12 protein-coding genes are annotated in these 15,438 nt (G+C 61.7%); 6 read left to right on the top strand and 6 right to left on the bottom strand.

The window, feature by feature from the left end:
• Positions 1-32: 32 nt before the first annotated feature.
• From BJY26_RS06145 to mdlC, 6 genes are all read right to left on the bottom strand, one after another.
• The gene (locus tag BJY26_RS06145; protein WP_179426598.1) at positions 33-1,430 is read right to left on the bottom strand and encodes an amidohydrolase family protein; all 1,398 of its coding nucleotides are present in this window, start codon (positions 1,428-1,430) and stop codon (positions 33-35) included.
• Positions 1,417-1,836, bottom strand: a complete 420-nt coding sequence (locus BJY26_RS06150; RefSeq protein WP_179426600.1) for a cupin domain-containing protein — start codon at positions 1,834-1,836, stop codon at positions 1,417-1,419. The genes BJY26_RS06145 and BJY26_RS06150 overlap by 14 nt, the downstream gene beginning before the upstream one ends.
• The gene (locus BJY26_RS06155; protein ID WP_179426602.1) at positions 1,837-2,742 is read right to left on the bottom strand and encodes a polysaccharide deacetylase family protein; all 906 of its coding nucleotides are present in this window, start codon (positions 2,740-2,742) and stop codon (positions 1,837-1,839) included.
• Positions 2,743-2,786: 44 nt separating this feature from the next.
• Entirely contained in the window at positions 2,787-4,202 is a 1,416-nt protein-coding gene (locus BJY26_RS06160; RefSeq protein WP_179426604.1) for an MFS transporter, read from the bottom strand.
• Between the two features lie 103 nt (positions 4,203-4,305).
• On the bottom strand, positions 4,306-5,763 hold the full coding sequence (locus BJY26_RS06165; protein WP_179426606.1) for a benzaldehyde dehydrogenase: 1,458 nt from the start codon (positions 5,761-5,763) through the stop codon (positions 4,306-4,308).
• Between the two features lie 27 nt (positions 5,764-5,790).
• Positions 5,791-7,386 carry a benzoylformate decarboxylase gene (gene mdlC / locus BJY26_RS06170; RefSeq protein ID WP_179426608.1) on the bottom strand — a complete coding sequence of 532 codons (1,596 nt, stop codon included), beginning with the start codon at positions 7,384-7,386 and terminating at the stop codon, positions 5,791-5,793.
• A gap of 147 nt (positions 7,387-7,533) precedes the next feature.
• Between mdlC and BJY26_RS06175 the strand changes: the two genes are divergently transcribed.
• The 6 genes from BJY26_RS06175 (at position 7,534) to BJY26_RS19525 (ending at position 15,409) form a co-directional block, all read left to right on the top strand.
• Positions 7,534-8,451, top strand: coding sequence for a LysR family transcriptional regulator (locus BJY26_RS06175; RefSeq protein ID WP_179426610.1), 918 nt, complete (start codon positions 7,534-7,536; stop codon positions 8,449-8,451).
• A 655-nt stretch (positions 8,452-9,106) separates the two neighbouring features.
• The gene (locus tag BJY26_RS06185; RefSeq protein ID WP_218852279.1) at positions 9,107-9,802 is read left to right on the top strand and encodes a glycerophosphodiester phosphodiesterase; all 696 of its coding nucleotides are present in this window, start codon (positions 9,107-9,109) and stop codon (positions 9,800-9,802) included.
• The gene (locus BJY26_RS06190) at positions 9,799-12,081 is read left to right on the top strand and encodes an arylsulfatase (protein WP_218852280.1); all 2,283 of its coding nucleotides are present in this window, start codon (positions 9,799-9,801) and stop codon (positions 12,079-12,081) included. The genes BJY26_RS06185 and BJY26_RS06190 overlap by 4 nt, the downstream gene beginning before the upstream one ends.
• A 123-nt stretch (positions 12,082-12,204) precedes the next feature.
• Positions 12,205-13,137 carry a nucleoside hydrolase gene (locus BJY26_RS06195; RefSeq protein WP_179426614.1) on the top strand — a complete coding sequence of 311 codons (933 nt, stop codon included), beginning with the start codon at positions 12,205-12,207 and terminating at the stop codon, positions 13,135-13,137.
• Positions 13,137-14,474, top strand: coding sequence for an ABC transporter substrate-binding protein (locus BJY26_RS06200; RefSeq protein WP_179426616.1), 1,338 nt, complete (start codon positions 13,137-13,139; stop codon positions 14,472-14,474). Before BJY26_RS06195 ends, BJY26_RS06200 begins: the two co-directional genes overlap by 1 nt.
• Positions 14,456-15,409 carry a carbohydrate ABC transporter permease gene (locus BJY26_RS19525; RefSeq protein WP_218852281.1) on the top strand — a complete coding sequence of 318 codons (954 nt, stop codon included), beginning with the start codon at positions 14,456-14,458 and terminating at the stop codon, positions 15,407-15,409. The genes BJY26_RS06200 and BJY26_RS19525 overlap by 19 nt, the downstream gene beginning before the upstream one ends.
• The last annotated feature ends 29 nt before the right edge of the window (positions 15,410-15,438 follow it).

Raw genomic sequence — 15,438 nt, forward strand, 5'->3', positions numbered from 1 at the left:
CCGATCCCCGCCCGCATTTTATGTGAAAATTGTCAGGAATGAGACCGCGACGTGACGTGGATTGCCTGCGCTTGCAGGGTGCTACCGACGGGTCCTGGATCGATGAATTCATCGCCCTCGATGACGACTTTCCCGTGGCAGATGACCACTTCGGGCCATCCGTGAAAGTTTCGTCCCTCATATGGCGTGTAATCAGTTGCCATGTGCAAGGCCTCCGAAGTCGCTGTCCTGGTCGATGAATCATCCAGGATGACCAAGTCCGCATCGAATCCGACGCCGATATGACCCTTGTTCTCAAGACCGTTCAACCGGGCAGGAGCGGTTGAGAATGCGCCGACAAAATCGTTGATGGACATGCCGTGGTCGACGACCAAGGTCGTGAAGGCGACGGGTAGTCTCGTTTCGACGCCGGGCAAGCCATTCGGCATTTGCGTAACGTCGTGCGCGCTTTCGGCCTTTTGGCCGGTGGAAAAGCAACAATGGTCGGAGCCGATCGTGTCGATTTTTCCGATAACCGCACGGGCATTGAGTTCCTCGACGGTTGCGGAGTCTCGTAACGGCGGGCAGCAGACGAAGCGTTCGGGGTGGACGTCCGAATACTTCTCATCAGTCAACGAAAGATAGTGCGGACAGACTTCTGAATGGGCCGCGACGCCATGATCGCGGGCAGCAGACACGAGATCGACCGCTTCTCCCGTCGTTTGGTGAACGAAGTAGACCGGGGAGTCCGCATAGCGTGCAAGGTCGATAGTTTCACTCACGGCTGCCAGTTCTGCAATGGCCGGCCGTGTCTGCGGCATGCTGGCAGCGTCGAGCTTCGACAGCTCCCGCATTTTGTGCTGTGAGTCTTCGACAAAATGATTCGCTTCAGCATGCACATACGGCATTCCGCCGTATTGCTTCAAACTACGCATCACGTCGAGTATGGTCTGCTTGCTAGCCATAACTTCGCCACGATACGTCGTGAAGAGTTTGACCGTCCGTACACCGAGTTCGACCATTTGTGCGACCAGCTTGGAAACCGGCGACTCGGGTTCGACGATGCAGCCGTGAAAAGCCACGCTGCTGCGGGCATTCGCCGCCAGGGCTTGACGGTCGCGTAGCACGGCAACGGGGTTTTCATCTGGCTGCGGAATCGCAAAGTCGACGATAGTGGTGGTTCCACCAAAAAGCGCGGCAGTACTCGCGCTTTGATAATCGTCCAAGCCGGCATAGGTACCCAAGCGTTGACCCACGTGGCAATGCGGATCAACGCCGCCGGGAAATATCATTCTCCCAGCGGCGTCGATTGAACGGTCACTGGGCGGAAGGAGAACTTCCGGGTGCAAAAGTTCTCTGATGATCCCATTGGATATGGCAATGTTCATGGCGACGGTCTTGTCGGAATTGACAACGACCCCGCCGTGTATTACGAGATCATATTTCTCCATCGTCCTCGTCCTTTCTGGCTTCGGTGTTCGTTAATGTGCGCGTTCGGCTCGGTGGCCGGTTCGAATGCGGAAAGGAAAAGACCGAGATGATTTCCTCGGAACCGGTGTTGACGATCCGATGCCATATGCCACTTGGTATGTACAGTGCCTCGCCTGTGGTAAACGGCATCGCCGCGGAACCGCTTCGCAATTCGCCGGACCCGGAGCCGACGTACATGACCTCGGCTGTCTCGTGGGACATCTCGGTGAGAGTGTCCGGTGACCCCGCCGCAATACGGGCGACTCCGAGACAGCAGTCAATATTCGCTTGCACCTCGTGATCGAGCAGCATGCCACCGGTCGGTGATTCTGCTTGCGGCGGTAGCCGACGTTTTATCACGCCTTCCGGAAGCTCGTCGGGACTCATTCAGACCACCCCTTCGCTGTGCAATTTGTGCCACCAGTCAGCGATCTCGGAGCGAGTCGTGATCCAGACATCGGAAAATTGTTGCGCATACTGGATGAATTCCCGTAGCGCACCGATGCGGCCGGGGCGTCCGATGACGCGGCAATGTAATCCGATCGACATCATTCGAGGCGTGGTCTGGGATTCGCTGTGCAATTCGTTGAAACTGTCTTTCATGTACGCAAGGAAGTCATCAGACGTTGACGCGTTTCCGGTCCACCATTGCAAGTCATTCACATCCGCGGTGTACGGAACGACCAGGTGCTCTTGTCTGTCAACATCGACGAAAAAGGGGACATCGTCGTTGTAACTATCCGAGTCGTACGAAAACCCACCGTCTTCAACGACAAGGTTTCGGGTGTTCACGCTCGGACCGAAGCGGCAATACCATCCGCGTGGTCGAGCGCCAATTAGATCTTCGAACAGGTCGATCGCTTCGCGCATGTGTTGTCGCTCGGTTTCTTCGTCCAGTCGAAAGATCTCCTCCCACCGAAGGCCATGACTGCACACTTCATGGTCGGACGTCGCTACCTTCCGTACCAGCGGCGGATTGAGTCTCAGTGCCTCCGCGCAGGTGAAGAGAGTCGCGCGGACGCCGAGCTCGTCAAGGACGCGAAGGATCCTCCAGATGCCGACTCGTGAACCATACTCGTACATGGACTCCATCGCGAGATCACGCACCGTCGATGGAACGGGCGACTTACCCCACTCGGTGTCTGACTCCTGCGCGTCGTCGCCGTACCAGTGGCTGCGCTCGGAACCTTCCTCGTAGTTCACGACAATCGAAAGTGCCAGCTTTTTGCCATCCGGCCATTCGGCGGTCGGCGGATTACCGCCGTAGCCGACGAGGTCGCGGTCAGTAGTCATATTGATTGCTCCTCTCGCGGTAACCCCGCGTTGCGACGATCCGTTTAAGCATCGCTCGCGATTTGTTCGAGTGACTTTTTGTGCGTCTCCGGGCCAAAGATCGCTGCGATCGCGAAGACGGCGTACATGACGGCGATGATGACAAAGAGCGTCGAGCTCAGATCCTTATCGATGAGACGACCGGCGAACGCTGGAAAGATCGAAGCCGCCGCAAGACCTATTGCGGTGCCGACTCCGGTTCCTATACCGCGCAGACGGGTCGGGTAGATCTCCGGGTTGTACAGCCAGACCGAGGTATTCAAGATCATGTACGCGAGCGATGCGAGCATGCCGAATACGATCATGGCTATCGAGGAGGCACTGAAGCCAAACCCAACGGATGTGATGATGGCGACGATCGCACAGCCCACGAAGACAAGTCGCCGCGGGAAATAGAACGCAAATGTGGCCGCCAATATGGCGCCAGCCAGGCTGCCGACGTTGATAAGCGAAGCAAAGGTGAGGCTGAAGTCCTTGCTGATGCCCCGACTGACGAGAATTGATGGCATAAGGCTTGTAACGGCGACCTGAGCGGGGAATGTCGTTATTTCGAGAATCCACAGGACAACCGTGCGGCGAAGAAGCCCGCCTTTAAACATCTCCGAAATTCGTACCTTTTCGCGAGTGAGCGTCTTTCCTTCCTCGCCGGAAATGTACCTCGTGATATTCAGATTTTTGACGGGATGCAGTTTTCCGGTCGCAAGCTGGGATAAAACCCGGTTGGCGCGACCTATTTGACCGGTACTGACCAAGAATCGCGGAGTCTCCGGCAGATACCGACGGAAATAGAATACGAAAAGAGCCGGGATAATCAGTATCCCGAGGAGATATCGCCAGGCAGTCGAATCGCCCCCCAAGAATGGGCTGAGTGGACCGAGGATCAGCGTGGCCAATCCTCCGGCGACAAAGATCCCGATTCCGCCGGCCGAGATGTTCACCCACCCAAGCGCCGTCCCCCTTGCACGCGTTGGCGTGACTTCTGAGACCAACGTTAACGCCGCGCTCATTTCGCCGCCAAGACCGAGCCCGACCGCCACTCGCGCGACGAGAAGAAAATCGTAATTGGGGGCGAACGCCGAAACCAACCCGCCGACCGTGAACAACAATAGGTTGTACATGTATGTGATGCGTCGCCCATACAGATCGCTCGAAATACCCGCGATGATGGACCCGACCGCGAGTCCGCCGAACGTCGCTGTCGTCAACAGCCCAACTTGGGCGGTACTGATATCCCAATTGTCCATCAGAAATGGGCCGGCGTATCCGACGTTATACTGCTCGATAGCGTCGAAAAGCATGCCGAATCCGACGAGCAATAATATTAAAACGTGGTTTCGTTGAAAGCGTATACCGTCAACGGCTGTAGTTAGTTGATCGTAAACCAGTCGAGTATCGTCTGAATTCTTATTGGTGTCAGACATTGTTTGGACATCCTCGCCGATGTTGTTGGATATATATTTCGTATTGTTTTCGTTATGGATTACACTTATGTCGGTTTAGCGTGATCAAGTCGGGATCGGTCGGTTAGAACGGATACTCGGCGATGGTCGGGCGCACCGTCAGCCACTGGATTTCGGTGAACGCGTCGATATTGGCCGCTGCGCCGCCGAATCGGGAGCCGGTTCCGGACGCGCCCACCCCGCCGAACGGGGCATTTGCCTCGTCCGACACCGTTTGCTCGTTGATGTGCACCTTGCCGGACTCGACCCGGTCGGCGACCTCCATCGCGGCGCCGACATCGCCGAGCACGCCGACGGACAGGCCGTATTCGTTGTCGTTGACGATCTTCACGGCCTCGTCGACGGTCGAGAACTTCATGACGGGCGCGACCGGGCCAAAAATCTCGTCCGTCCACGCCCGGTTGGACGGCGCGACGTCGGCCAACACCGTCGGCTTGTAGTACGGGCCCTCGGCGCTGCCACCTGCGGCCACCCGGGCGCCGCCTTGGAGGGCGTCCGCGACAATTTCGTCGATCTTTGCGAGCTGTCCCGCGTCGATGATGGGGCCAAGCGCGACATCGCCGGACGCCGGGTCGCCGACCGGCAGGTTGCGCGCCTTCTCGGCCAGCGCGGCCACGTAGTCGTCGTAGACGGATTCGTGCACGAGGTGCCGGCCGGACGTCATGCAGATCTGTCCTTGGTGCATGAACGATCCGAAAGCACCGGCGGACGCCGCGGCTGCCACCTCCGCGCCGGGCAGCACGACGAGCGCGTTATTGCCGCCCAGCTCCAGATGGGCGCGTTTGAGGCTGCGCCCGGCTGCTTCGCCGACGGCCCGGCCGGCTGCCGTGGATCCGGTGAATGAGATGACGCGCACCTCGTCGGCGGCCGTGACGGCGGTGCCGGTCTCGCGGCCGCCCGGCAGCAGGGAGAGCAGGCCCTCCGGCAGCCCGGCTTCTTCAAACACGCGCATCAGCGTGACGCCGCCGCACACGGCCGTCCGAGGATCCGGCTTGAGCAACACGGCGTTGCCCAGCGCAAGCGCGGGCGCGACCGACCGGATGGACAGGATGAGCGGAAAGTTGAACGGCGCGATCACCGAGACCACTCCGGAGGGCCGGCGCCGGGCGAACGACCACCGGTTCTCGTTCGAGGTCAGCACGTCGCCCGCCGGGTGCGAGGGCAGAGCGGCGGCTTCGTAGCATTCCTGCGCGGCGATGTGGGTTTCCATCGCGGCTTTGGCGCGGATGCCGCCGGACTCGCGGATGATCCAGTCCTGGATCTCGTCGGCGTGCTGCTCCCACAGATCGCCGGCGCGTCGCAGCACGGCGGCCCGCTCTTCCGGCGATGTCGCGGCCCAGACGATTTGCGCCCGGGCAGCCTCGGATGCGGCCTTCCGGACGTCGTCCGGCGTTGCCGTGCCGATCCGGCCGAGTTCATTGCCGGTGGCCGGTTCGATGACGGGCTGGGCCGGCCCGCTGCCGACATGCCAGCCGCCGGAGAAGATATTGCCGGTCCAGGTTGCCGGATCGAGGAATGTCATGCGGTCTCCTTTAGCAAAGCGAAAAAGTCAGTCTTCAAACGGCGACACGGTGGCGATCGGCACGTCCAGCAGCACGGGCGAGGTGCCGGCCAGAGCGGCGGTGAAGCGGTCGATGAATTCGTCGGCTGTCGGCGTCCGGTGCGCGTCGACGCCGTAGCCCGCGGCCAGGGAGCAGAAGTCGATATCGGGAACGTCGAGTCCGGGGGCGTCGGTGGCGTCCAGTTTGCCGGCGAAGGCCCGCAGTGCGCCGTAAGTGCCGTTGTTCAGCACGATGATGACGACGGGCAGGTTCCATTGGGCGGCCGTCCAGAGCGCGCTGAGTCCGTAGTTGGCCGAGCCGTCGCCGACAAGTCCGATGACGCGGCGTCCGGGGTCGGCCAATTGCACGCCGACAGCGGCCGGCAGCCCGAAGCCGAGGCCGCCCGAGGCGGGAAAATAGTAGCTGCCGGGGCTGTCGAATTCGATCCGGTCCCACACTTCGGAGACCGTGGACGTGGCCTCGTTGACGTAGACGGCGTCGGCCGGGGCGTGGGCGTTGATCGCGTCGAACACGGCGCCGGGAGTGAGGACGCCGTCGACGGCCGGTGCCGGTGCGGGCCGCTCGCGCGGGGCGGGCATCGGCCGGCCGGACGCCGGGACGGCGGCGGCCAGCGACTCGAGTGCCGACCGGATGTCGACGACGACGGCGCTGCCCATCGGCGCGCGGGCGGCTTCGCCGGGATCGCAGGTGAGGTGGAGCAGTTCCGCGCCGTCGGGGAGGTACCGGCCGGGATCGTATTCGTGGTAGCGGAACACCGGGGCGCCGATAACGATGATCAGGTCGTGGCCGTCGAGTTTGCGGGTAATGCCGTCGACGGCGGCGGGCAGGACGCCGCGGAAGCAGGGGTGCCGATTCGGGAACGGGCAGCGCGGTGCGGACGGCGCGACCCAGACGGGGGCGCTGAGAGCTTCGGCCAGCCGGACGGCGGAGTCGTTGGCGCGGGCGGAGTCGACGTCGGGGCCGAGTACGAGGACCGGGTTGTTGGCGGCGGTCAGCGTCGCGGTGAGGTCGGCGAGCTGGTCGGTTGTGAAGGCGCCGGCCCGGCTGACGGTGCGGGCGGCGAGATGTTCGGCGGCGATGCCGGCGTCGGTGGCCCAGTCGTCGTACGGCACCGAGACGTAGACGGGCCCTTGCGGATCGGCGGACGCCGTGAAGACGGCCTGGCTCAGCGTGCGGACGACGTCGGAGGGGTCGGCGGGTTCGCTGCTCCATTTGACCAGTGGGCGGGGGAGCGTCGGCGCGTCGACGTTGGAGAGCATCACTTCTTGGCCAATGGTGGACCGGACCTGCTGGCCGGCGGTGATGACCAGCGGAGTGTGGGAGTACCAGGCGTTGGTCAGAGCGCCCATGGCGTTGCCGGTACCGGCGGCGGCGTGCAAGTTGACGAACGCGGGGCGGCCGGTAGCTTGCGCGTACCCGTCGGCCATGCCGGCGACGGCGCCCTCGTGCAGCCCGAGCACGTAGCGGAAGTCGCTCGGAAGACCGGCGAGGAAGGGCAGCTCGTTCGAGCCCGGGTTGCCGAAGAGGGTGGTGAGCCCGTGGCGCCGCAGCAGTTCGAACGTGGCTTCTTTAACGGTCGTCATTGTGTCCTTGCAGTGGAGTGGATCGGGGGAGACGGGGGTGTGACTGGCGTGTGACTCCCGTCACTCCACAGTAAGAACGAAGTATCAATTGATCCAATCAATAGTTTTGTTAATACGAATAGACGTTCTTTATCTATGCTGGAAGACATGTCCGCATTGGAGCTCAATCTCATCCGCACGTTTACTGCCATTTACGAGACGGGCAGCGTCACGGAGGCATCGACGATGTTGTCGGTGACGCAGCCGTCGGTCAGTTATGGGTTGGCGCGGCTGCGTAAGCAGCTTGCGGATCCGTTATTCGTGCGAAGCGGGACGACGATGGCACCGACGGATCGGGCGGTCGAACTGTATCCGACGTTGAGCCGGGCGGTGTCGGCGATCGATGCCGCGGTCGGCGGCGACGAGCAGTTCGACCCGGCGACGTCGCGGCGGATGTTCCGGCTGTGCCTGTCGGATTTGGGAGAGTTTTCGTTTCTGCCGGCCATCTTGTCGCGGTTGCGCCGGGAGGCACCGGACGTCGCAATCGACGTGGTGCCGATGGAGATCGACCAGGTGCGCGGCTGGCTGCGGCACGGCAGTATCGACGCCGCCATTGCCAGCATCCCGCTGCCTGGGCTGCGGCAGCGCAAGATCCTGACAAGTGACAGGTATGTGTGCATGGTCCCGGAAAGCTGGGCCGGAGCCGGCTCGCATGAGCCGTTGAGTGTGGACGAGTTCCAGTCGCTGCGGCACGTGGTGATCGATCAGGAGTCGGGTCATCACCAAGTGGACGAGGCGATCGAGGCGGCGCGGCTTGAGCGGCGGACGGTGCTGAAGCTACGGCATTTCGCGGTGTTGCCCGGGCTGATGGCGAACAGCGACATCGCGGCGATCGTGCCGTTGCAGGTTGCCGAGCAGTTCACCCAGTCGTGGCCCGTCGTCATCCGGGAACTGCCGATCGACATTCCGACGTTCGACGTCAGCCTGTACTGGAACGATGCCACGTCGGAGTCAAAGGCCAGCCGGTGGTTCCTCGAGTTGTTGAACCGGTCGCTCGGTTCGGCTGGTGCCAATTCCGGCGGGTGAGTGAGAAGCTTGTTCGGGCGCGAAGCCACGCTAATTCCGATAAGCAGACCGATTTCCGGCTCGGTCGCGCGCATACTTGAAAGTCGAGATTGAGCACTAAGATCTCGACATCGATGCGGCTTGATCGACAGGACCAGCTTGCGCGGCCGGCGATCAAAATCGATGATTGCCTCGGCTTGCTGGAGTGTTGTCGCGGGCCGGTAGTGGCTTAGAATCCGTGTTCGTGTGCGACTTTTCTCGTCGACATACTGCTCCGATTCGCGGAACGGGTATAGGTAGCCGGTGAGACGGTAGTAGCCGATGAGTCTCCCTTATACGGAAAATCAGCCCGCGGCCTAGCGGCAACGGGCTGATCATGATGAATCAATCATCACATGGACGGCACGTTGCCGCGCTTCGGCGAGTAGGCAGTGTGACAGCTGCTTGAAGCGGCGCAGGATGCTTCAGTCCAAGCCCTCCGAGCGCGTCCGCTTATCCGCATCGACTTCTCATCGGCGATAACGGTCTTCGTCCGTTTGTAAAAAATTCCTTGTTCGACTCACTCAACACGTGTAAACTCCTCGATACGGCCAGCCGTCTTGAGGTCACGAAATCAGCGAGGAGGAGTTGGACAATGCCGCCGATGCCGTTCCGGATAGTGGGTCATCGTGGTGCGATGGCCCTGGAACCGGAAAATACGATGCGATCGTTCCGACGGGCCGAAAGCATGGGTGTGGATGCGGTGGAGTTGGATGTCTGGCTCAGCCGCGACGGCCGCCTCGTGGTGATGCACGATCCGACCCTGGACCGGACGACGAACGGCGCCGGCGACATAGCGGATGCCTCGTGGAATACGATCCAGGCGCTCGACGCCGGCCAGGGCGAGCATGTACCCGAGCTGGAGGCGATCTGCCGCGAAATCCGGCAAACCGGCCTGCAGATTGAGATCAAGACTCCCGGAGCCACGGAGTCAGTCATGTCCCTTCTCCGGACGGTTTGCCCGGATCGGCGCGACATCACGATTTCCACCTTTTCCGTCGAGTGTGCGCAGGCGGTTCTGGCTGGCCGGCGGGACGACGCCGAGTGGCGCGTCGGGCTCATTTGCGGCGCGAACGAACGCGACAAACTCGAGGAAAACGTCGACCTCGGGATGGACCAGCTTATGGTGAACTGGGCGCTCAGCGATCTCGACGCCGCTGAACAATTCCGGAAGAAGAAATGCGCGACGATTTGGCAGTGCACGACATCCGACGACGTCCTCCGGGCCATGGATGAGGGATGGGCCGGCACCACGCTCGACGACCCGCGAATCGGCCTCGCGCTGCTCGCCGAGCGTGCCGGTGTCACCCTAAGCGAAAGCGAGAACGCGTGAGCGCCGTCGATGTCGGGAAATCCGCCGAACATGCGGCCTTCGGTGGAGTGATCGGTGAGACGTACCGGGACTCGACGCCATGGTGGCCGCCCGAGGAAATCGCGGCGGGACGGCCGAACGTGCTGATGGTCGTCTTGGACGATCTAGGCTTTGCCAGTCTGGGTTGCTACGGCTCCGAGATCGCGACGCCGAACCTGGACGCGCTTGCCGCCGGGGGAGTCCAATTCACGAATTTCCACGCAACTGCGCTGTGTTCGCCCACGCGTGCGAGCCTTCTGACCGGACGGAACAGCCACGCCGTCGGAATGGCCTATCTGTCGCACGTGGACGACGGATTTCCCGGTTATCGTGGCGCCATCGGACACGATTCGGCGACGCTCGCCGAGGTCTTGGTGGACGCCGGCTACAACACATGGGCGGTGGGAAAATGGCATCTGGCCCCTATGGATCAGACAACCGTGGCGGGGCCGTTCGACCAGTGGCCGCTCGGCCGCGGTTTCGAGCACTATTACGGCTTCCTGGAGGCACTGAGCGATCATTTCCATCCCGAGTTGTTCCGCGACAACCAGTCGGTAGAACCGCCCGCCACGCCGGAGCAGGGATATCACCTGACGACGGATCTTGTGGATAACACGGTGCAGTATCTGCGTGACCAGACGTCGGTGGCGCCGCAGACTCCGTTCTTTAGCTACCTCGCGCTGGGCGCGACTCACACGCCCTTCCATGCTCCGCGGGAATTCGTCGAGCGCTACCGGGGGCGATATGACGACGGCTGGGACGTCATCCGCGAGCGACGCTATCGGCGCCAGATCGAGCTGGGAGTGATCCCGCCCCGAACGGATCTGCCGCCGCGCAATGACGACGTAACGGCGTGGGATTCCCTATCGGCCGACGAACGGGCCGCTTCGGCCCGGTTCCAGGAGGTGTACGCGGGATTCTTGGAACACACCGACCACGAAATTGGGCGTCTACTTGCGGAACTCGAGGTACTCGGACGCCGCAAGGACACGATAGTTGTCGTCGTGGCGGACAACGGGGCGAGTCAAGAGGGCGGCCCACACGGTGTGCTGAACACCACCCACTACGAGAACGGGCACTTCCCCGAGGCTGCGGAGGTGGTGGCGCGAATGGACGAGATCGACGGCGTCTCCACCGACGTGAACTACCCGCTTGGCTGGGCGCAGGCGGCAAATACGCCGCTGAAGCGATACAAGCAAAATACGCATGCCGGCGGGATTCGCACGGCGATGATTGTGGACGTGCCCGACCGCCTCGGTTTGGCATTGAAGCCCGGAAGTAAGCGACACCAGTTCCAGCACGTGACCGACATCGTGCCGACGATTCTGGACCTGGCCGGCGTTACTGCGCCGGTTGAGCGCGCGGGACTGCGGTTGCGCCCGATCCAGGGGCAAAGCATGCGGCCCGTTCTCGCTGACTCTGCGCTGCCGTCGCCGGCACGTACTCAGTACTTTGAAACCGACGGAAATCGAGCGGTATGGAAGGACGGGTGGAAGGCCGTCGCATTCCACCGCCGCGGGACGGATTTCGCTGCGGACAAGTGGGAGCTGTATCACTTGGACGATGATGTGTCCGAGGCTCATGACCTGGCCGGGTCCGAGCCCGAGCGCCTCGCGGAGCTGGTGGCGGCCTGGTGGGAAGAAGCCCGCGCAAACGACGTGTTGCCGTTGGACGACAGGGGATTCGCTGAGCGGGCCAACGTCAAATTCCGGCCGCACTCCCCGCGGGATCGAACACGCTGGGATTACTACAACGGGATGCAGCACATCGGCACCGGTTCCGCCCCGCCGCTGCCCGGCCGATCCTTCATAATCAGCGCGGTGATCGACCGTCCGGTAGGAACCGAGGACGGCGTGCTCATTGCCCACGGCAGCCGCAATAGCGGGTATGCGTTCTTGGTCAAGGATGGCCATCTCGTGTACGACCTGAACCATTACAACCGCCACACGTTGGTGCGATCTACCTCGACGCTGCCGACGGGAACTTGCCGTGTCGCGGTCAGATTCGATCACGATGACGCCGGTACCGGCGGGCTCGCTGTCTTGATGATCGACGATGAGCCGGTCGGGCAAATGCGGCTGGCCGAGACCTTCGAGTACTTCATTGCCTTTCAAGGCCTCGATGTCGGCGGCGATCGCCTCTCGCCGGTGCATCAAGGCGACGAGGGCGAGTTTCCGTTTGCCGGCCGGCTAGAGGTTGTCACCATCGAACTGCTTGGCGATGATCTGAGACCGGTCCGAGCCGTACGCGGAGTCACATGATGCGAATTTTGTGAGAGCGCGGCTGGGCCGTTCGACTCAGTATTCCGGCAGAGGGGTTGTCTCGACGATTAGGGCGTGTGATCATGGGACAACGATTAGTCAACACGTGTTGTAGGGGTTGTCGTGGAGCGAATCATCCTGGATGTTGATCTGGCTATGGGTGCGCCGGGCAGCGATATCGACGACGGGTTTGCATTAGCGCTCGCGCTGGCCGATCCCGATATCACCGTCGACTTGGTGACGACGGTCAACGGCAACACCGACGTGGAAACCGTCACGGTTTTGACGCTTGAACTACTGCATCGACTGCGGCGCAGCGACATTCCGGTGCATCGTGGTGCGCAGGTTCCGCTCATCCGTCCGCAGGCGCGTTTCGGCACGATTCCGGACGACGTGGAGGTGCGCGATCCGCAGCCGACTCCGGCAGCCGTCGCTATGGTCGACCACGTGCTCGCGCACCCGGGCGAGATCACACTCGTCGCAGTCGGCCCGCTGACCAACGTCGCCCTCGCCATGCGCCTGAACCCGTCGTTTGCTCGAGCCTTGAAGCGTCTGGTGATCATGGGCGGCGTGTTCGACCGGTCGACGAACAAGGCGGATCGGCCTGGCGAGTTCAACGTGTGGAACGATCCGGAGGCCGCACACGTGGTGCTGACTAGCGGTATCGCTGCGTGGTGGGTCGGTCTTGACGTCACAGTGCTCGTGCGACTGACGAGGCGACGGGCACTGGAGATGCAAGAGAGCGCGAGCCCGTTCGAGTCCTTTGCCGGCCGTTACACGGTTGCCTGGATCGACCACCGAATGAAGCTGGGTCTGGAAACCGACGCTTCGTGTGCCATGCACGACCCGGTAGCGGTCGCCTCCGTCACTCATCCGGAGTTGCTGGCCTGGACAGATGCCTACGTTCAAGTTGAAACAGGCGACCGGATGCAAGGCGCGATGCTCGCCGACTACAACATCGATCAGGCAGACCGCGCCATAAATGCCCACGTCGCGCGGGAGGTGAATGCCGCATCAGTCTCGAACTTCTTCCAAACCCGATTGAAGGAGATGTAATGAAGCGCGCAACATTCCTCCGCGGTGCCGCCGCAATGGCAGCAGCCGCGACAGTTTCGAGCTGCAGCAGCGAGGGCTCCGGAAATAAGAGTTCCGGCAAGTCCGACAACTGGGAGATCCCACAGAAGGACCCCACCGCGACGATCACCGTCGTCGGCCAGCGGGCGAAGTCCGGCACCTCGGGTATGGACCCGGTGCTCAAGGCCTTCCACAAGGCTCATCCAACGATTACCGTCAAATACCAGCAGATCCCTTTCAAGAACCTCAACAGCGTCCTGGCTTCGAGGATCACTGACAAGACCGGGAACCCCGACGTCTTTTGGACTGACCAGCCGCGCGTGGCGGCGTACGCCACCAAAGGCTATCTTGCCGATCTCACCGATCAGTTCGGAGATCTCACGTCGGCGCTGGTGCCGACAACTGTCGACGCGTGTAAGTTCCAGGGCAAGCTGTGGTCGCTGCCATTGGGCAACTCATCACAAGTCCTCTACTACAACCCGGCACTGCTGGAAAAGGCCGGCGTGAAGCCGCCGTCGGCGGATCCAGCCAAGCGGATCACCTGGCAGCAGTTGGCGAAGGACGCCAAGCGGGTTCAGGACAAGGGCGGGGCGAAGTACGGCATGCTGTTCGGCCAACCCAACCGCTACTACCAACTCGAACCGCTACCCGCCTCTGACGGGGGTGGCATCGGAGCCAAGGGAAAGCACAATCTGACAGTGGACGTCAACAATCCCCAGTGGGTCGAGACGATGAACTTCTACGGTTCGCTGTTCGATAAGAAAATCTCGCCCAAGAGCATCACACCGGAACAGACGGGCCCGACCTTCATCGCCGGGCATACCGGCTACTTCTGGCACACTCAGAACTGGGTGACGTGGATCACCGAGCAGGCGAAATTCGAGTGGGGCGGTGGATTGACGCCGGTGTGGGAGGGCGGCACGCCATACACGCCCACCGGCTCGTGGGGCATCGGGCTTAACCCATACTCCAAGAACAAGGAGGCTGCCGCGATCTTCATGAAGTGGCTCGCAATTGACGGCGTGGGCGGCTTCGGCAAGAGCATGGAATGGTCAATCATGCCGGCCAACAAGAAAGGCGTTGAGAAATACCTCGCCAGCGAGCCTTACACCGGCTCGGCCGGGGGCAAGGCGGCGGCAAAGATCATCGATTACGAGTCGAAGAACACTGCCCAGGCGCGAGTCGCCACAGTGGGCTACGTCGAGTTCGAGACGCTCATCGAGGAGGCGTTCTCGGACATCTCGAACGGCACTGACGCGAAAAAGGCGCTGGATACGGCGCAACAGAAGATTACGTCGGCGTGGAAAAAGTACCAGTAAAGACGAATCGCGCCGGCGAGGCGGCCCCGGGCGCGTCGCCGTCGAAGCGCACGCGCGGTTCCAGAATGGCGCGCAGTCAATTGCGCACCGCAGTGATCTTCTTGGCACCGGCCGTGCTCGCAATAGCCTTACTGCGTCTTCTGCCGTTCGGCGAGGCGGTGTGGGACACGCTGTTCAAGTCGGAAGGTTTCGGGGTCTTGGCGGAGGAAAAGTTCGCCGGGTTGGAGAACTACGTCACCCTTTTCACTGACGTGTCGTTCCTTCAGACGCTCGGCCGGACTGTCGTATTCAATTTGATCATCAATCCGCTCCAGATTGCCTTGGCCATGGCCGTTTCCGTTCTGATGACGCGCAAGATGTTCGGTCGCGGATTGTGGCGCACTGCCGTGTTTTTGCCGTCGACCATCCCGTTGGTCGGGTCGTCGGTGGCGTGGGGAATTGCGCTGCGGCCGGACGGACCGGTCAACGCGTTATTGGGATTGTTCGGAATCGGCTCACAGCCGTTCTTCACGTCGTCGCACCAAGCGCTCGCCAGCATCATCCTCGTCGCTTCGTGGATCGGAATCGGGCACTGGATGATTTTCTTGATCGGTGGTCTCAACTCCGTCAATCAGGAATTGTACGAAGCAGCCTCGATCGACGGCGCGAACGGCTGGCGGACGTTTTGGTCGTTGACGGTGCCGCTGATGCGTCGACCCCTGCTATTCGTCCTGGTGGCGGACACCGTGGCCAATTTCGTCTTGTTCGTGCCGATGCAGATGCTGACCAACGGCGGTCCCGAGAATTCCACGACGGTGTTGATGTTCGACGTCTACCAGCGCACCTATACGTTCTCCGAGCCGCATATCGGTGCGGCCGCGACAGTGGTACTGACGGTGATCATGATCATCATCGTGTCGATCCAGTTTCGACTGCTGGGAGAACGTGACAAATGACAATGACTTCGCACGACCGGACCACTGCG

It is taken from the genome of Spelaeicoccus albus (assembly GCF_013409065.1).
In the GTDB taxonomy this organism is placed as follows: domain Bacteria; phylum Actinomycetota; class Actinomycetes; order Actinomycetales; family Brevibacteriaceae; genus Spelaeicoccus; species Spelaeicoccus albus.